Source organism: Pseudomonas sp. GWSMS-1, assembly GCF_049847425.1.
GTDB lineage: Bacteria > Pseudomonadota > Gammaproteobacteria > Pseudomonadales > Pseudomonadaceae > Aquipseudomonas.
Window position 1 is genome coordinate 3,118,468 of sequence record NZ_JBMHHV010000005.1, and the last position, 17,420, is coordinate 3,135,887.

At 56.3% G+C, this 17,420-nt stretch carries 14 protein-coding genes and 2 pseudogenes; 7 read left to right on the forward strand and 9 right to left on the reverse strand.

The annotated features are described in order from the left end of the window. Window positions 1-80 precede the first annotated feature (80 nt). Window positions 81-1,220 (reverse strand): annotated as a pseudogene (locus ACEPAJ_RS18360) (HAMP domain-containing protein); the annotation flags it as partial. Between the two features lie 253 nt (window positions 1,221-1,473). Between ACEPAJ_RS18360 and ACEPAJ_RS18365 the strand changes: the two are divergent. After that, the gene (locus ACEPAJ_RS18365) at window positions 1,474-2,376 is read left to right on the forward strand and encodes an ROK family protein (RefSeq protein ID WP_425916821.1); all 903 of its coding nucleotides are present in this window, start codon (window positions 1,474-1,476) and stop codon (window positions 2,374-2,376) included. A gap of 267 nt (window positions 2,377-2,643) precedes the next feature. Here ACEPAJ_RS18365 and ampE read toward each other — a convergent pair whose 3' ends face one another. The 3 genes from ampE to ACEPAJ_RS18380 form a co-directional block, all read right to left on the reverse strand. Next, window positions 2,644-3,480 carry a regulatory signaling modulator protein AmpE gene (gene ampE, locus ACEPAJ_RS18370; protein ID WP_322949429.1) on the reverse strand — a complete coding sequence of 279 codons (837 nt, stop codon included), beginning with the start codon at window positions 3,478-3,480 and terminating at the stop codon, window positions 2,644-2,646. Next, complete coding sequence (gene ampD / locus ACEPAJ_RS18375) at window positions 3,477-4,040, reverse strand: 1,6-anhydro-N-acetylmuramyl-L-alanine amidase AmpD (RefSeq protein WP_425916823.1); 564 nt, start codon at window positions 4,038-4,040, stop codon at window positions 3,477-3,479. Before ampD ends, ampE begins: the two co-directional genes overlap by 4 nt. 223 nt (window positions 4,041-4,263) lie before the next feature. Continuing rightward, window positions 4,264-6,579: a DUF1631 domain-containing protein gene (locus tag ACEPAJ_RS18380; protein WP_425916825.1), complete on the reverse strand. Its 2,316-nt coding sequence runs from the start codon at window positions 6,577-6,579 to the stop codon at window positions 4,264-4,266. 353 nt (window positions 6,580-6,932) lie between these two features. Here ACEPAJ_RS18380 and nadC point away from each other — a divergent pair, with 353 nt between their 5' ends. After that, window positions 6,933-7,781: a carboxylating nicotinate-nucleotide diphosphorylase gene (gene nadC / locus ACEPAJ_RS18385; protein WP_425916827.1), complete on the forward strand. Its 849-nt coding sequence runs from the start codon at window positions 6,933-6,935 to the stop codon at window positions 7,779-7,781. Between the two features lie 316 nt (window positions 7,782-8,097). Here nadC and ACEPAJ_RS18390 read toward each other — a convergent pair whose 3' ends face one another. Both ACEPAJ_RS18390 and ACEPAJ_RS18395 read right to left on the reverse strand, forming a co-directional pair. Further along, complete coding sequence (locus ACEPAJ_RS18390; RefSeq protein ID WP_425916829.1) at window positions 8,098-9,468, reverse strand: sulfatase-like hydrolase/transferase; 1,371 nt, start codon at window positions 9,466-9,468, stop codon at window positions 8,098-8,100. A 46-nt stretch (window positions 9,469-9,514) separates the two neighbouring features. After that, window positions 9,515-9,970: a pilin gene (locus tag ACEPAJ_RS18395; protein ID WP_425916831.1), complete on the reverse strand. Its 456-nt coding sequence runs from the start codon at window positions 9,968-9,970 to the stop codon at window positions 9,515-9,517. 221 nt (window positions 9,971-10,191) lie between these two features. Here ACEPAJ_RS18395 and pilB point away from each other — a divergent pair, with 221 nt between their 5' ends. The 3 genes from pilB to ACEPAJ_RS18410 are packed head-to-tail and all read left to right on the forward strand — an operon-like array spanning window position 10,192 to window position 13,989. Further along, a complete protein-coding gene (pilB, locus tag ACEPAJ_RS18400; protein WP_425916833.1) occupies window positions 10,192-11,895 on the forward strand; it encodes a type IV-A pilus assembly ATPase PilB in 1,704 nt (567 codons plus the stop codon). Window positions 11,896-11,898: 3 nt separating this feature from the next. Continuing rightward, complete coding sequence (locus ACEPAJ_RS18405) at window positions 11,899-13,116, forward strand: type II secretion system F family protein (RefSeq protein ID WP_425916835.1); 1,218 nt, start codon at window positions 11,899-11,901, stop codon at window positions 13,114-13,116. Between the two features lie 3 nt (window positions 13,117-13,119). Then, window positions 13,120-13,989 carry a prepilin peptidase gene (locus tag ACEPAJ_RS18410; RefSeq protein ID WP_425916837.1) on the forward strand — a complete coding sequence of 290 codons (870 nt, stop codon included), beginning with the start codon at window positions 13,120-13,122 and terminating at the stop codon, window positions 13,987-13,989. 139 nt (window positions 13,990-14,128) lie between these two features. On the opposite strand, the pseudogene ACEPAJ_RS18415 reads toward ACEPAJ_RS18410, so the two are convergent. After that, window positions 14,129-15,270, reverse strand: a pseudogene (locus tag ACEPAJ_RS18415) (IS3 family transposase). Between the two features lie 206 nt (window positions 15,271-15,476). Here ACEPAJ_RS18415 and coaE point away from each other — a divergent pair. Both coaE and yacG read left to right on the forward strand, forming a co-directional pair. Beyond that, window positions 15,477-16,091, forward strand: a complete 615-nt coding sequence (gene coaE, locus ACEPAJ_RS18420) for a dephospho-CoA kinase (protein ID WP_425916839.1) — start codon at window positions 15,477-15,479, stop codon at window positions 16,089-16,091. After that, complete coding sequence (gene yacG, locus ACEPAJ_RS18425; RefSeq protein WP_425916841.1) at window positions 16,088-16,288, forward strand: DNA gyrase inhibitor YacG; 201 nt, start codon at window positions 16,088-16,090, stop codon at window positions 16,286-16,288. Before coaE ends, yacG begins: the two co-directional genes overlap by 4 nt. A gap of 55 nt (window positions 16,289-16,343) precedes the next feature. Here yacG and ACEPAJ_RS18430 read toward each other — a convergent pair whose 3' ends face one another. Then, a complete protein-coding gene (locus ACEPAJ_RS18430) occupies window positions 16,344-16,559 on the reverse strand; it encodes a hypothetical protein (protein WP_425916843.1) in 216 nt (71 codons plus the stop codon). A gap of 104 nt (window positions 16,560-16,663) precedes the next feature. Then, window positions 16,664-17,353, reverse strand: coding sequence for an energy-coupling factor ABC transporter permease (locus ACEPAJ_RS18435; protein WP_425916845.1), 690 nt, complete (start codon window positions 17,351-17,353; stop codon window positions 16,664-16,666). Window positions 17,354-17,420 lie beyond the last annotated feature (67 nt).

The following is a 17,420-nucleotide window of genomic DNA, read 5'->3' on the forward strand; positions in this document are numbered from 1 at the left end:
ATCTGCTGCACACGATCGGCCTGACGCTCAACCTCGACAACCGTCTGCCCAACGCGCTCGATCAGCTGGTGAATTTTGCTCACGGTTTCATTGAACACCTGGCCCAGTTCGCCCAGCTCATCACGGCTTTGCGCCGTGAAGCTCACGGTCATATCGCCAGCAGCCACCTGGTTCATCACCTGACCGAGGTTCTTCAAGGTAGTGCGGATCGATACATAAAAGCCGCTATACAAATAAACAATCAGCAGGAACACCACCACCAGGGCGACCACCAGCAGCACCATCTGTACACGGTTTTCTTGCAAGCGAACCTGCAGTTGCTGGTCGAGGAACACCAGCACGGCGCTGTTAAGTTGGTAGGTCTGCTCCATCGCCGCACTGACATCGTTGTAGAACTGCGCCCACGGCATATCCAACGAGTCGGCGATGACCACTTTGTCCTCGAACAGAACCGCCATCGTTTTCAGGGTTTCCAGGCTGCTTGCGGCTGGGCTCGCCAACACCGTGCGCGCCTGCGCGCTGCTGTTGAGCGATGTTTGAAGACTCAGGCCGTACTCGGCATGCAGCTTTTCCAGCTCCAGCAGCAGCTCATCAAACGCCGTACTGGCTGATGAATTAAGAAAGCCCTGCGCCAGCGAGTAAGCGCCAATAGCCCGGCCCTCGCTAAGCGCTGCTGTGACCTTGGGCGTGGCCACACTCACCAGTTCGACCATCTGCCGAACCGCGCCCTGACGATCCTGACTCAGGCCAGCCTGGTTAGTGACCAGCTTAATAAACACCTGCGAGGAGCCCAGCAGCTTTTCCGCCAGGGCAATCTTGCTTTGCAGGGACGTCTCACTCTGTACCGCCGCGAGCTCGGCAATCAGCTCATCGCGCTTGTTATTGAATTCGTCGATCTGCTCGGGCTCGCGCACCACCGCTGCCATGCCCTGCAGCGCACTGGAAATCGTCGCGTGAAGCTTAGTCAGACGCGCCTCCAGATCACCCGCCTGGCCAGACTGGCCGATCATGGCGTTGATCTCGATGAGGTCGACAAAGTCCTCAAGGTTACGCCGCAGCGTCAGGCTTTCGCCCAGCAGGTCGATACTTTCGAGTGCCGCTTGGGTGCTGACGAATTGGCGGTAGGAGTCACGCACCAAGTAGAAGTTGGTGACGAGCATGGGCAGAAAGAACAGCACACTGATCAAGCTGAACTTCATGCCGAAGCTGAGGCGGTTCATTAGCGCGATGGCCGGATACAGCACGGTCTTCACAGGACGTCTCCAGTTCTAATTATTGTTGTGTCAGGTTACAAATAGGCCGCGCACAATGGCAAATGTGCGCCCTACATGTCCCTTGTTGCTCGACCTACGGCACGTGAATCAACCGGATAAATAGCGGGTGATTGACGTGACGACTGTCACAAAATTGCGACCGAGCATGGCGCCATGTATACCTCTTATCGACTTCAACCTCTGTAACTTAAGGTTAATGATGCACACACCGCTGAAGCTGGGTATTGATTTGGGTGGCAGCAAAGTCGAAATCATCGCCCTGGACAACGGCCGCCAGGTCTTACGCCGCCGCGCCCCAACCCCACAAGGCGATTACCCGCAAACTGTCGAGTTAATCGCTCACTTAGTGGAGGAGTGCGAGCGCGAGCTGGGCACTCGCGGCAGTGTCGGGGTCGGTATCCCCGGCACACGCTCGCCTGACCATGGGCGGATCAAGAACGCCAACTCCCTGTGCCTGATTGACCAAGACTTACAGGCCGACCTCGAACAGCGCCTGCAGCGCCCGGTACGCCTGGCCAACGATGCCGACTGCTTTGCCCTCTCAGAAGCCTGCGATGGGGCCGGCGCGGGAGCGCCTAGCGTGTTCGGGGTGATTCTCGGCACCGGCGTCGGCGGCGGCCTGGTCGTGCACCAGCAACTGCTCAGCGGGCCGAATGCCATTGCCGGCGAATGGGGGCATAACCCACTGCCCTGGCGGCGCAGCGAGGACGGCCCGAGCCGGCGCTGCTATTGCGGCAAGGACGATTGCATCGAAACTTTTTTAAGTGGCCCGGGCTGGGCGGCGCGTAGCAACCTCGGCCTGGATGCGAGCGCCTTGGTAAGCGCCGCAACAGCCGGCGACCCCGCCGCGCAGCAGGCATTTTCGAGTTATTGCGATCAACTGGCGCGTGGTCTGGCGTCGGTGATCAACCTGATTGACCCACACGTCATCGTCCTCGGCGGCGGCCTGTCCAACAGCCGCGCGCTCTACTCGGATGTAATGCCGCTGCTGGCGAGCTACGTGTTCTCCGACCAGGTCAATACACGCCTGCTGCAAGCCCAACACGGCGACTCCAGCGGCGTGCGCGGCGCGGCCTGGCTGTGGAACGACGACCTCAGATAAGCCTCGGTATTCGATAATAGATGCTGCAGTCCGCTTTTGTAGATTGGGTGAGCGGCGCAGGGGATATGGCTATCGCCACGCAATCTAGGCGCTGCGTAACCCACCACACGACGTTTTATCGGTAGGCCGCCACGGTGTGTTGAGGAGCACCGGAGGCTGGCGTTGCATGCCTGGCCGCTGCCCGCGCCTAACCCACCCTAAGCATGACTGCGCCCCAGGCGTCGCATAACCGTACCGCGCGACTCAACATATAAGAGGCTCCGAGCCTTAGATAAGCAGGGTCCACACGGCAAACCCCGCGTACCAGAACACCGCAGCGCGCACCAGCAACTGCCACAGCCCGTCCAGGCTGCTGACGCCGGCTTCACCAATCACCGGTTCAGGGATCTCGCCCGCAGCCCGCGCAGTGATGATCACCAACTGCGCCGCGCTAATGTCCCAGCTGAGCAACTCGTGCAGCAACGCCCGGCTCACCCCGGCAAAATTGCCCACCAGGGCAAAGCTGGCGGCCAACACACGCACCGGCAGCCAATCGAGGCCATGGCGTACCTGCACAGCCGCTTCACGCAGGGCTGGCAACGTCGCATGTTCGCTGCTCAAGGCAACCAGCCGATACGCCAGCGCCGCCACGGGCCCCAACAGCGCGTACCAGAAGATCACCGCGAAAAAGCTCTGATAGGCCTGCCATACCAAATGGCCCTGCACACGCTGCAGTAACTCGCCCTCCTCGTCCGCCTCAAGCGACAAATCACGCCGGGCAACCAGGTACGCCGCCTCGGCATCGCCACGCCGCCAGCTGTCGCGAAACGGTCCTAGCGCCGCCAGCAGATCACCGCGACCCAGGCTATAAATCACCACCACTAGATGCACCGGCAGCGCCAACCAGCCGTAAGCAACAGGCGCCAGCAACAATAGAATCAGCCCCAGCACCAACAGCGGCAGCAGTACCAGCAAAGCCAAGGCCAGCCAGGGTCGCCCAGCCCACTGCGGCTTGCGCTCAAGCGCCGTCAATAACCGCAGCCAGGGGCCGTCGTGTTGAATATGCTTACGCCAGGCCGAGAACTTCTCGACCCACAGCACCAGCAGTAGCACCAGAAAATTCATATCAGCTCCTTGTCTTGCTGCAATGCCATGCGCATACGCTGCCAGTCGAATGCAGGGCCGGGGTCCGTCTTGCGCCCTGGCGCGATATCGCTATGCCCGCAAATCCGCGCCGGGGTGATGGCCGGGTAAGCCGCTTGCAGTTGCTGAGTCAGCGCGATCAGCGCCGCATATTGCGCCGCCGTAAAGGGCAGATCATCGGTCCCTTCAAGCTCAATCCCTAGGGAAAAATCATTACAGTTTTCCCGCTCGGCAAAGCGCGACTGCCCCGCATGCCAGGCGCGCTCATTACAAGAGACGAACTGCGTGACAGCGCCATCGCGCTCGATAAAGAAATGCGCGGACACCTGCAGGCTCGCGATGCCGGCGAAATACGGATGTTCATCCGCGTCCAGCCGGTTCTGAAAGAACGCCTGCACCTTACCCGTACCGAACTCGCCAGGCGGCAAGCTGATGTTGTGAATCACCAACAAAGAAACCTCACCCAGCGGCCGCTGATTGAAGTTCGGCGAGGGACAGTGCTGGATACCATCACACCAGCCACTGGAAGGGTCCAGCTGCATAAAAGCTCCTTGATTGAGCGGCCACTCTAGTTCAGCGTCGCCTCAAGGCCAAGCAAGCGTAACGGCGCCCCTAGAAGTAACCTTGGCAGAGATGCATGTTTATTTAGCTTCGATTTATGGGTTCGCTCGCAACTATAGGGGCCGAGACCGTCAAAGCAGCGACCCAAATAAAAACGCCGCCGAGGTAGCCCCGGCGGCGTTATTGCTAGCCTACGCAGGCTGATCAGGTGCCCTTGAGCTTACGCAGGTTGCCAATCACCGACTCCAGCGCCCGGTCAAACAACAGCGCGTCATCCAGCAAGCGAATGGCACTGCGGCGGAACTCTACAGCCAGGCCCATACGGGTCTTCTCCAACACCTTCATGCCGGTGCGGTTGACGAAGATGTACTTACCTGTCGGCTTGATCACTGCGGCCAGCTTGCAACGCAACTTGTGCTCTTCGTCTTCCTGAAACTCGACCCAGCTGCCAACGCGCAGGTTATCCACCTGCAGCAACGCCTCATCATCGTCAGGCAGGCTGATTTCTGGCTCGGAGGCACGCAACTCGCCTGGCGCCAGCAGGATGATTTCTTCTATCACCTCGACCATCGCGGGCTCTTCAACAGCCTCCGCAGCAGGCAGCTCCAGCAGAGGTAAGTCCATCCCGACTTCAGCCAGCTCAGCGCGTTGCTCGTCAGTAATATCAGCAAGCACCGGGGCATCGGCAGGCGCACCTTCTTCCGGCAGGCTGCGCTTAAAACGCTGGAAGGCTTGCACATGCAAGGCTTCCAGCTGGTTGAAGAATTCGCCGGTAGAAAACGGATCAAATGCCGCGCTGACCATCCCTTCACGCAGCGCCTTGAGCAAGCCGGGCACCATCTCCAGTAGGCGCATACGCGCTTCGGGTTCGTCGTGGTGCTCAACACTCCAAACCAGGTCATCCATCGTCGCCAAGGCGGCCTGCCACTGCTCTGACTCAACCCCGTGCTTTAGGCACGTAAGCATCAATACCTTGCTCCAGGCCTCTTGCAGCAAGCGCACCACGACCTCCGGCAGGGTCTTGCCCAGCAGCCGCTGGTTCAGTGCCTGCTCAACTTCACGACGCGCCAATGCGGCTTTTGCACTGCCTTCTTCGGCATCACGCGTGCGCTGCTCAAGCAGCTCGCTACGCCGACGCTCGTCACCGGTAAAGGCGAGAAACTCAGCCAGCAGCTCAGAGAAAATCAGCGGATCGTCAACAAAGTCGTTGAGCAGGCGCTGCACCACCTGCTCGATCTTTTGATACAGGCTATCGCGCTGCGCATTATCCTGCTCACCCCAGCCGAGGGCCGCTGAGGCGATTTCATTGAGCAAGCGGCGGGCCGGGTGGCTGCCACGGCTGAAGAAGGTTTTGTCGATCACCGCCACTTTCAGCATCGGGATCTGCAAACGGCCGATCAGCGCCTTGAGCGAGTCCGGCAAGGTGCGGTCATCAAGGATGAACTCAAACAGCATCGACACCAGGTTGATAACGTCTTCATCAACCTCGCCCACCACCCGCGTCTTGCCAGCCTTGGCACTGGCACGGGTCAGTAAGCCTTCAAGCTGCTCGCGCAAATCAAAATCATCACTAACCTGTGCCGGCGCACGCTGCTGCATGTGCGAAAGCAGGCGCATCAGGTCATTACTGGAAATCGGCATGGCGTCGACTGGCCGGTTACGTTGCGCAATCGTCGTACCACGCGCTTGGGAAAGCAGCGCCTGCAGCGCGCCAAAAACTTCCTGCACACCCTCATCGGCAAACCCAGGCGACAGCTCAGGCGCCGCCTCCTGCCCCGCGCTACCGGCTGGCGAGCTGGCGCGCGAGGGGTTACGCGGCGCCGGTGCAGACTTGAGCTCAGGCAGCACGCCAGTGGCAATCAAGGCCTGGTTGGCTTGCGCATACAGCTGATCGAGACCACTCAGCACGTACTTTTCAAACAGCTTCAGAATAATCAGCTTGACCCTGATCTCGACGCCCAAACTGCTGCAGGCATCCAGGAAGAACTCACAGAGACACGTCGGGCCAAGCGGGTTGGTTTTGTCATCAAGCTTCTTGCTGACCATGGCATTGAAACGGGTGGTCAGATGGCTGAGCGCCGTCGCATCCCGGCTGACCACCTTGGCCACCATCGAGTCCAGGGCAACCGACTCTTCCAGTGCATCGTTCTGCACCAACGACAACGCGTCAAATGACATCGCATCCAACGGTGCAGGCTTACCGATTTCATATTGATTAAGCGTGGCGAAGGCTTCAAAGACCTTCTGTAGGAAGCCACGCTCGATATTTTTGCGCTTCAAGCGCAGATCGCGCATAGCCTCAAAAAAGGCATTTTGCTCGGCGTTGCTGGTGGCGCGATCGGCCATCTCGAACAGCGTATCGTCGGCATTATCAAACAGCGACTGCAACGCCGTTTTCAGCTGTTGCGCCGCGTTGTCACGTACAGTTGTTAGCGCCACAGGCAGTCTTCCTACCGGTGAAGTGGGCGATTGCTCAGGGCTCACCTTGCTCAGGCGCACCACATTCGCATCAGTCTTCATTGCGAGTCTCCTGCAGACTGCCCCTCTTGGGCGGACCGATCTGCACAGCGGTCAACTGAGCGTCATCCGTAACGTCAAAGGCCTGGCGTCAACAATTCTAAAAAGTAAAGCCATTATAGGGATGTGCACGCACATACCAAGCTGACTTTTCATCCAGACATGACCCAGGTCACAGATGCAGCGCCGCAGCTTCCCAGCGGTCACCGCAGCGACCACTGCCGCACGCTATACCGCACAGCCCGACCAATATTCCTAAACAGCATAGCCCCACAAGCGCTAGAGAACAGCCGTAAGCACTGCGCAAACAGCCGGCAAACTCTATAATCGGCGCATTCTGCTGACTGGAGCCCATCATGCCTAACCTGATCCTTGCCGACCTCGCCAACGAAATCGAGGCCAACGTGCGCCACGCACTGGCAGAGGATATCGGCAGCGGCGACATCACCGCCCAGTTGATACCCGCCGAGAGGCTCGCCCACGCCAAGATCATCACACGTGAAACCGCGACCATCTGCGGCACCGCCTGGGTCGACGCGGTATTCCGCCAACTTGACCCACGAGTCGCCGTGCACTGGCACATCCAAGACGGCCAACGCGCCGAAGCCAACCAAGTGCTGTTTGAATTGGAAGGCCCAGCCCGCGCCTTACTAAGTGGTGAGCGCAGCGCACTGAACTTCCTGCAAACCCTCTCCGCCGTCGCCACCCGCTGCCAGTACTATGCCGACCTCGTGCAAGGCACCGCGGTGAAGTTGCTCGACACCCGCAAAACCCTGCCCGGCCTGCGCCTGGCACAGAAATACGCCGTCACCCAAGGCGGTTGCCACAACCATCGCATCGGCCTGTACGACGCCTTCCTTATCAAAGAAAACCACATCGCCGCCTGCGGCGGCATCGCCCACGCCATAACTGCCGCCCACAAAATCGCACCCGGCAAGCCGGTGGAAGTTGAAGTGGAAAGCTTGCAGGAGCTGCGCGAGGCACTCGACGCGGGTGCCGACATCATCATGCTTGACGAGCTAAGCCTGGATGAAATGCACGAAGCAGTTGCCATCAGCCAAAGCCAAGCCAAGCTGGAGGCATCCGGCGGCGTGAATGAAAACACCTTGAGAGCAATTGCTGAGACCGGAGTGGATTATGTGTCGATTGGTGCGCTGACCAAGGATGTGAAGGCGGTGGACTTGTCGATGCGGCTGAGCCTCTAGCCTCTGTCATCCGTGAAAGCGGTGGAAGCGCCTGCCACGATTCGACTGCGACCAGCGCAGCCACCACTTAGGATGGATTAGCTGCAGGTACAATCCGTAAATGGAGTCGTCCGTCAATGGCGATTCTAAAACTCACACAACAGCCAGAAACCAAACACCCCGCACGATGGCGGGATGTTGATATATCGGCAAATTCCACAGAGTCACGGTGGACAGCGAAAGCGCCTTCGCGTGATTCCGCACTACGCACCCAACACGACTAATAAATAGGCGTACCGTGGAAATATGCCTTGATAGGTAACCAAAGCACGCCAACCTACCTGACACTAAATCGAATATAAGAAACTTTCGAATCTAAAAAAACTGTGCCTTTCTCGCGCTGATCAAACATGGGGGGAGAATGATCACCAACAACAACAACATCTACCCCAGAACCTACGCCAGAAAGCACATCCGCCAAGCCTTTAAAAAACTGGGCTTGTAACTTTAGATTCCTACACGCCTCACCACCAGACAAAACACCATACTCAGCACAGTTAAAATAATCGCCGCGCAAGTCACGAACATCATAATATGAATGGGTATTCAGTGTTAGCCAATATATAAAATCCTTTCCATTCCGAGCCAATAAAGGCTTAAGCTGCTCCTCCATCAACTCGAGATCACACGCGCCAGGAAAAGAGTAACAGCGCTCCTTCCAAGATCTGCTTTCAAAAAAAACCCTTTCATCAAAACCAATCTTTGAATACCAGTGAACCCGGTCATACATTAGCCCAACCGCACCATGCATAGCATGCGTGACGTAACCCTGATACTTAAACATCCCAGGCAAACATGCATCAAAACCTTCTGACACACTTGATAAATTGAAGTGATTCGGCTGCAGGCGACACAACTCTCTCAACTCCCCAGCAACAGTCGCACCTACAAAATCTTTCGAACCATATTCCACCGCATCGATATTCTTAAGCTCACGCAGCGGTCGAATAAGCTGATCGACGATCTGAGGATTTAAAGTAGCGCCCCAAGACTCATTAACAATCAACAAAACCTTATTTTTAAAACCAGCCCCAGCTTCGAACCATGGCTCAGTAGCACCGCTGTAGGCAGCCTTACTGAAAGGCTCACCCTCCTCAAAGTACTTCTCAAGAAACGCACCTTGACGATATGTATAGAAATAAACCGCTTGACTTGATACAGCTCTCCCCTCTGGAACACGCCAAAATTTTCCACGATCAACGTCAGTCCCATAAACTGAAAACGCGTACAGCAGCAAAGAAAAATTCAATAACACAAGACAGCTCAATAACGACGAACGCCTCACCGAAAGCGAAAAGAGCCCAAAAGCGAATAGCGCCAATACCACCGACACACATAGCCAAGCCTGCCAAGCCAGAGCCGCAGCAGGAATAAAGCCTAAGAGATAAAAAACATCTTGCAACCTAACAAAAGGGAAAACCTGACATACCAAAAGCATCACATCAAAAAAAGCACAAACCAAAACAAGCGGGTAAAATAAAAATCGTAGCGGTGTAAAAAAAATAACAGCACAAACCAGATAGTCAAAGTTTACGTAGGGCCGCCCCAAACCAAAATAAAGGGAAAGTAATCCGAATAGAATATTTGGAAAAACGACCACTCCAAACACCCAAAAAATAGGAACTAATTTTTTCAATACGTCACCCACGTAAAGAAACGCCCCGCATTGCGGGGCGTCATTCAATCATGAACCATTAAGAACCGGTAGCGCACTTGCTGGCGTACTGCTGTGGAACAGAAGTTGTACAAGCCCAAAGCCCGGTAGCCTTGGTATAGGTATAGTCAACCGTATCGCTTACAAGATTGGCATTAACACCAGCAGTTTTGAATGTATATGTCAGCGCATAAGTAGCGTCAGTACCGTTGTAAGCTGGCGAGGTAATTGCGCCATATTCACCGGTCAATTGAAGACCAAGAACGTTAGAAGCAGCTGTAGCGTCACCTGTCGATGCGGTAAAAGACTGGCCCTGATCTATACGCTCCTGCACTGCAGTGCGAGCGCCACCGAGTAAAGCATGAGACTCGGAAAATTGCGACCGCGCGATGTAGTTCTGATACTGCGGAATGGCAATTGCAGCCAAAATACCAATGATCGCGACTACGATCATCAATTCAATCAGGGTAAAGCCTTTCTGCATTTGAGCTTTCATATAAGCATCTCCTTAGTGTGTATAGGTCGACGACCTAACCCTAACAGTGCACCTTGCATGCCAACTTCCAACATAGCGTTAATCTGGACCTCTAAATAAACACTCCAGACATTTGTCGCCGCACAGCCGGCACTAACTGCCATTTTTTGTCACCTGACCCCATTATATTTGGCAGTCCTTAGCATCTAGGCTATAAGGCATGCATTGTTATGGAGCCTATGATGAACGATAGCGTGCCCCTTACCGGCCTGGCCCGGCAGATGGTGTTGGCGGAACTGCTGGATGAAAAAGCCGCGCAACAAGCGCAAGCCCAAGCACAGCGTAACAAGCTGTCACTAGTCACCTACCTGGTGCAAAACAAACTGGTGAAAAGCCGGGTATTGGCCGAGCTGGCCAGCGATCAGTTTGGCGTGTCCTTTGTTGACCTGAATGCCATCGACAAAGAAAACCAGCCCAAAGACTTGGTGACCGAAAAGCTGGTGCGTCAGCACCGTGTGCTGCCACTGTGGCGCAGGGGCAACAAGCTGTTTGTCGCGGTCTCCGACCCCACCAACCATCAGGCCATTACTGACATTCAATTCAGCACCGGCATGAACACCGAGGCCATTCTGGTTGAGGATGACAAGCTCGGTGACGCTATCGATAAATTTTTCGACTCCGCCACCGGCGGTATGGATGAACTGGCCGACGTTGACCTCGATGGCCTGGATGTTGAAGCGATTAATGATGACGCGGAAGTAAAAGCTGACGGCAACTCCGCAGACGATGCGCCTGTGGTGCGTTTTGTAAATAAGATGCTGCTGGATGCGATTAAAAAAGGCTCCTCAGACCTGCACTTTGAGCCTTACGAGAAGACCTACCGGGTGCGCTTTCGCACTGACGGCATTCTGCATGAGATAGCCCGCCCACCGATCCAGCTATCGCCGCGCATCTCTGCGCGCTTAAAGGTAATGGCCGGCCTGGATATTTCAGAGCGACGCAAGCCGCAGGACGGCCGCATCAAGATGCGTATCTCGAAAACCAAGTCTATCGATTTCCGCGTCAGTACGTGTCCAACCCTATGGGGTGAGAAAATCGTGATGCGGATTCTTGACTCTGCCAGTGCGCAGATGGGCATCGACGCACTGGGCTATGAAGAATCGCAAAAAGAGCTGTATATGGCCGCCCTCAAACAACCGCAGGGCATGATTCTGGTCACAGGCCCAACCGGCTCCGGCAAAACCGTATCGCTGTACACCGGCTTGAATATTCTCAATACCGTCGACGTAAATATCTCCACGGCTGAAGACCCGGTGGAAATCAACCTAGAGGGCATTAACCAAGTCAACGTTAACCCCAAGCAGGGCATGGACTTTACCGCGGCACTGAAATCCTTTCTGCGTCAGGACCCGGACATCATCATGGTCGGTGAAATTCGTGACCTGGACACCGCCTCCATTGCTATTAAGGCCGCACAAACCGGGCACATGGTGATGTCGACCTTGCACACCAATAGCGCGGCCGAAACCCTGACGCGACTACGCAACATGGGCGTGCCGTCATTCAACATCGCCACCTCGGTGAACCTGATTATCGCCCAGCGCCTTGCACGCAAGCTGTGCAACAACTGCAAGAAAGAAATTCAGATCCCGCGCGAGGCCCTGCTGGAGGAAGGTTTCCCGGAAGACAAAATCGGCACCTTCAAGATTTATGAGCCGGTTGGCTGCGAAAATTGCAACGGCGGTTATAAAGGCCGTGTCGGGATTTATGAAGTGGTTAAAAACACGCCGGCGCTGCAGCGGATTATCATGGAGGAAGGCAACTCGATTGATATCTCCATCCAGATGCGCAAAGACGGCTTTAATGATCTGCGAACTTCAGCGCTGCTGAAGGCCATGCAGGGCGTGACCAGCCTCGCTGAAGTGAACCGCGTGACAAAGGACTAACCGATGGCCGTTAAAGCACTAAAAACCAGCACCTTCGCTTGGGAAGGCACCAACAAGCAGGGTGCCAAAATAAAAGGTGAAGCCAGCGGCCAGAACCCTGCATTGGTGAAGGCGCAGCTACGCAAGCAGGGCATCAACCCGACCAAGGTGCGCAAAAAATCCGCTTCGCTGTTCAGCGCGGGTAAGAAGATCAAGCCGATAGATATCGCCCTGTTTGCCCGGCAAATGGCCACGATGATGAAGGCCGGCGTACCGTTGCTGCAGTCTTTTGACATTATTGCTGAGGGTGTGGACAACCCCAACATGCGCAAGCTGGTGGATGACATTAAACAGCATGTTGCTGCGGGTAATAGCTTTGCAGCCTCCCTTAGAACGCGCCCCGAATACTTTGATGACCTGTTCTGCAACCTGGTCGATGCGGGTGAGCAAGCGGGCGCGCTGGAAAACCTGCTGGACCGTGTAGCCACTTACAAAGAAAAGACCGAGGCGCTTAAAGCCAAAATTAAAAAAGCCATGAACTACCCGATTGCGGTGGTGCTGGTGGCCTTGATTGTTTCGGCTATTTTGCTGATTAAAGTTGTACCGCAATTCGAGTCTGTATTTGCCAGCTTTGGTGCCGAATTACCGGCGTTTACTCAGTTTGTCATCGGCATATCCCAAGCTCTACAAGCGTGGTGGTTTATCATTCTGATCGGCATGTTTACCGCAGGCTTTGCTTTTGTTGAAGTCAAGAAACGCTCAGAGAAGTTCAGAAACTGGCTCGACCGTACTGCACTGAAAGCGCCGATTGTCGGCGATATCATCTTCAAATCATCCGTTGCTCGTTATGCCCGCACCCTGGCCACAACCTTTGCCGCCGGTGTGCCGCTGGTAGAAGCGCTGGACTCAGTAGCGGGGGCAACCGGCAACATCGTGTTCAAGAACGCGGTGAATAAAATCAAGCAGGATGTCAGCGCGGGCATGCAGCTGAACTTCTCTATGCGCAGCACGGCGGTATTCCCCTCTATGGCCATACAAATGACCGCCATTGGTGAAGAGTCCGGCGCGCTGGATACAATGCTGGATAAAGTCGCCAGTTATTACGAGGCCGAGGTGGACAACGCCGTCGACGGCTTGACCGCCCTGATGGAGCCGCTGATTATGTCGGTACTCGGCGTGCTAGTCGGCGGCCTGATCATTGCCATGTACCTGCCTATCTTCCAACTCGGTGCTGTTGTCTAAACTATGTCTGTAATCAACTTTTTGGCCAGCCATGTGCTGGCCTTTGTTTTATGCGCGCTGCTGATTGGTTTACTGGTCGGTAGCTTTCTCAATGTGGTGATTTATCGCCTACCGAAAATGATGCAGCGCGACTGGCGCGAGCAGGCCCGCGAGATATTGGAACTGCCCGCAGAGACTCAGACGGCAACCTTCAATCTGGTATTACCCAACTCAAGCTGCCCGCACTGCGCCCATGAAATAAAGCCCTGGGAGAACATCCCGGTTATCAGCTACCTGTTCCTGCGTGGCAAATGCTCAAGCTGTAAAGCGTCGATTAGCCTACGTTACCCGCTAGTTGAGCTGACCTGCGGTGTGTTGGCGGCCTATATCGCCTGGCATTTCGGATTTACCTGGCAGGCTGGCGGCATGCTGCTGCTGACCTGGGGCTTATTGGCGATGAGCTTGATCGATGCCGATCATCAGCTGCTGCCCGATTCGTTAGTACTGCCGCTGCTGTGGCTAGGTTTGATTGCCAACAGCTTCGGCTTGTTTACCAGACTGGAAGATGCACTCTGGGGCGCGATTGCCGGCTACCTGAGCCTGTGGTCGGTGTACTGGCTGTTCAAGCTGGTTACCGGCAAGGAAGGCATGGGTTACGGTGACTTTAAGCTGCTAGCCATGCTCGGCGCCTGGGGTGGCTGGCAGGTATTGCCGCTGACCATTTTGCTGTCGTCACTGGTGGGCGCAGTACTCGGCCTGATCATGCTGCGCCTGCGCAACGCAGAAACCAGCACCCCTATCCCCTTCGGCCCTTATCTGGCGATTGCTGGCTGGATCGCCCTGCTCTGGGGCGAGCAGATCACCGCCAGCTACCTGCAGATTGCCGGGTTCTGATACGGCGCAGCAGCCCAAACTGCATCTGGGCTGCTGTAGTAATCCGTAGGGTGGGTTAGGCGCGAACCAGGATCACGCAAACACCATCGGCTCTAAATGCGCCTGTTGTGGTCAACGAATTCTGGACACTGGTTTAGGTTTATCCGGCCAGTGATTCGGCTTCCACTGGCGTTTTGTACCCGTTGTAGCTGTGTGGCCGTTGATGGTTGTAGTAGTCCGTCAGGTAACGCAGTACATCCGCCTCAGCCTGACCCTGGTTGGTATAGCCTTGCTCTGGCATCCACTCCGTTTTCAGGCTTCTGAAAAAGCGCTCCATCGGTGCGTTGTCCCAGCAGTTGCCACGCCGGCTCATGCTCTGCTCGATCCGGTAGCGCCACAGCATTTGGCGGAACTCGATGCTGGTGTAATGGCTGCCTTGGTCAGAGTGAAACATCAGCTGCTGCGGACAACCACGGGACTCAAAAGCCACGCGCAAAGCGCGCGTCTTAAGTTGCGAGTCCGGTCGATTGGAGAGTGCCCAGCCCACGATGCGGCGCGCATACAAATCCATAACCGCCGCCAGGTAAATCCAGCGATTACCCGCCCAGATGTAGGTCACGTCGCCGCACCACACTTGGTTGGGGCCGTTCACTGTGAACTGCCGATTCAGCTCATTCGCCGCGATAGCATTTTCACCATCAGCTCGACGATAACGATGCTTGCGCGATTGCGAACTGAACAGCCGGGCCTCTTTCATAAGGCGTCCGGCCAGAAAACGCCCCACCGCGACACCCTGTATCCGCAGCGCCGCTGACAATGTTCTGGCTCCAGCTGAGCCGCGACTCTGTAGATGAAATTCAGTGGCCAACTGGCGCAATGCAATCCGCCGATGATCTACCCGGCGGCGTCGCTTGCAGGCGTCTTAGACACTGCTGCGATGTACGCCAAATACGCGGCACAGCTCGGCTCGTGGATATCGCTCGCCCAATGCCTCGATCAGGCTTATTGATCGAGGGAGTCCGACATTAAGAGAGCGGTAGCCTTTTTTAAGATCTCTTTCTCCCGCTCTAAACGCCGAACCTGGGCCTCAAGGTCTTGTATGCGTTTCTGCTCGGGAGTCATGGCCCTACTGCGCGGCGGGGTTGTGCCGCCACGCTCGCTGCGTAGTTGCTCCACCCATCGACGTAATGCGGTCGGGCCTACACCCATCGACTTGCAGGCTTCGGAAATTGAATAGCCTTGATCCAGAACTAGGCCTGCTGCTTCAAGTTTGAAATCTGTACTGAATGATCTTCTGGTCACGTAAACATCTCATTGCTGGGCGAAGCTTAACGCCCTATCGGGGTGTCCAGAATCATTGAGCCACAACACTCTACAAAAGCAGGGGCGAGCAAATCACGGCCCGCTACCTTCGGATTGTCGGGCTCTAGGTTCATGGCGGATTGTTCGCTTCGTTCCTAAATACGCCCTACAATCGCGCCCTTGGATGACCGAGACGAGCGCGCACCTTGAACACAAAACCCTGGATTCTTGGCCTTACTGGCGGCATCGGCAGCGGTAAGAGTGCTGTCGCCCAACACTTTATCGACTTGGGCGTGCATTTGGTCGACGCCGATCATGCGGCGCGCTGGGTGGTTGAGCCTGGCAAGCCGGCGCTGGCGAAGATAGTCGAGCACTTCGGCACACAGGTTTTGCAAGCCGATGGGCAGCTTGATCGTACTGCCCTGCGCAAACGGATCTTTGCGGATGCAGCCGAACGGCGCTGGCTAGAAGCGCTTTTACATCCATTAATCGGCCAGGAAATTGCTCAATACCTGGCGCGCGCCGAATCGCCCTACGCCATTTTGGTTTCACCGTTGCTGGTGGAGTCCGGCCAGCACAAGCTGGCCCAGCGCATACTGGTGGTGGATGCGCCGGAGCACCTTCAAATAGAGCGCACAATGGCCCGCGACCAAAGCTCCAGCGAACAGGTTCAGGCCATTCTTCAGGCCCAGGCCAGCCGCGAAGAACGCCTGCGCCATGCACATGATGTATTGCTTAACGATCAAGACCTGCACGGACTGCAAGCCGAAGTGGAACGACTCCACGCCTTCTACCTAACCCTACGCGGAGGCCAAGTATGAGCACCCCAACCTTAGTCCCCTGCCCTACCTGCAGCGCGCCCGTTGAATGGGGCCCACAAAGCGCGAGCCGGCCCTTCTGCTCAGAGCGCTGCAAGCTGATTGACCTCGGCGCCTGGGCCTCGGAAGAGCACGCGATCCCCGGCAATCCACTGGAGGACGATGTGTTTTCTGGCGAACTGCCGCCGCGCGAGCACTAGACAGGCCGCTGAAACCATCGGCGAAGCAGACAGGGCTTCAATCGCCTGTTACTCGTCAGGGCCGCATAAAGCTGTAATCACGCTCGTCATCAAGGTTATCGGCGAGAAACTGCAGCTCTGCGGCCAGATCTGCCGCACTGCGCGCCGCCCGACTACGCTCGATAACGGCACTGAGTAATGCCCGCAACGCCATGGACTGATCGAAGCCCTGCGCCTCGACGCCCTGCAGACTCTCCTCGATTGCCTGCCTTGCCCACTGATGTACACCCATCTCACGCCCTCCTGATTGATGCCACCACGATGAGCCCTAATAGCTCGCGCGGCTTGACCCACATCAACACGCACAGCCCCATCAAGACTCTGAAGGCCGCACCATCAGCGCGACGGATCGTCATCCTTCCACGGCGCGGCGAGATAACGCGTGCGGTTGAAGGTTTCTAGCCAGTCCGGGTAGAACACCACCAGCGCCGTCACCAGCATGCCGTTGATAAACGCCTCAGGGAAAATTACCAGCCAGAGGTAGCCGATAAAGTCCTCCAACCAGGGCGGCATCGGGAACAGCCCGTCCAGCCAAAGCACGGCGAAGGCGGCAACGATAAACACTAAGGCTGCCAGCGCTGCAGCAAAGAAGCCGTTAAACAGGATGTAGACGAACAGATTACGCGGCTGTTTTTTCTCGACCCACAATGCACAGGCCTCAGTCACCCACACAGGAATCACCACCAGCAGCACGCCGTTGACGCCAAGCGCCGCTAAATCCTGCCGGCCCAACGCCAACAACCCCAGCTGGGCAATTAGCCCCACCAGCATGGCCAGCGGCCAATCCAGCAATAAGGTGACCGCCGTCATGCCAATAAAGTGGTAGGACAGCCCCGAATCGAAATCCCGACGTATCAGCCACAGCACGAACAGCGCCAGCGCCGTGCCACCTAACAGATGCTGGCGGCGCAAATCACTACAGAGTTCGACCCAGCGCGCACGCCAGACGGCCCAACACAGCAGCGGTAGATAGATCAGCCAACCCAGCATCTGACTGGTGGAAGACAACAAGTGCGCGGCAATCATCCAAACAACCCCCATACACGCATAGTGACCCTAGGCAGTCTACAACCGCCGCCAGCACATTCGCCCA

Bases quoted from the DNA above. Each gene is read 5' to 3' on its own strand.
- ACEPAJ_RS18365 (WP_425916821.1), top strand. From the start codon at position 1,474: ATGCACACACCGCTGAAGCTGGGTATTGATTTGGGTGGCAGCAAAGTC.
- ampE (WP_322949429.1), bottom strand. From the start codon at position 3,480: ATGAATTTTCTGGTGCTACTGCTGGTGCTGTGGGTCGAGAAGTTCTCG.
- ampD (WP_425916823.1), bottom strand. From the start codon at position 4,040: ATGCAGCTGGACCCTTCCAGTGGCTGGTGTGATGGTATCCAGCACTGT.
- ACEPAJ_RS18380 (WP_425916825.1), bottom strand. From the start codon at position 6,579: ATGAAGACTGATGCGAATGTGGTGCGCCTGAGCAAGGTGAGCCCTGAG.
- nadC (WP_425916827.1), top strand. From the start codon at position 6,933: ATGCCTAACCTGATCCTTGCCGACCTCGCCAACGAAATCGAGGCCAAC.
- ACEPAJ_RS18395 (WP_425916831.1), bottom strand. From the start codon at position 9,970: ATGAAAGCTCAAATGCAGAAAGGCTTTACCCTGATTGAATTGATGATC.
- pilB (WP_425916833.1), top strand. From the start codon at position 10,192: ATGAACGATAGCGTGCCCCTTACCGGCCTGGCCCGGCAGATGGTGTTG.
- ACEPAJ_RS18405 (WP_425916835.1), top strand. From the start codon at position 11,899: ATGGCCGTTAAAGCACTAAAAACCAGCACCTTCGCTTGGGAAGGCACC.
- ACEPAJ_RS18410 (WP_425916837.1), top strand. From the start codon at position 13,120: ATGTCTGTAATCAACTTTTTGGCCAGCCATGTGCTGGCCTTTGTTTTA.
- yacG (WP_425916841.1), top strand. From the start codon at position 16,088: ATGAGCACCCCAACCTTAGTCCCCTGCCCTACCTGCAGCGCGCCCGTT.
- ACEPAJ_RS18430 (WP_425916843.1), bottom strand. From the start codon at position 16,559: ATGGGTGTACATCAGTGGGCAAGGCAGGCAATCGAGGAGAGTCTGCAG.
- ACEPAJ_RS18435 (WP_425916845.1), bottom strand. From the start codon at position 17,353: ATGATTGCCGCGCACTTGTTGTCTTCCACCAGTCAGATGCTGGGTTGG.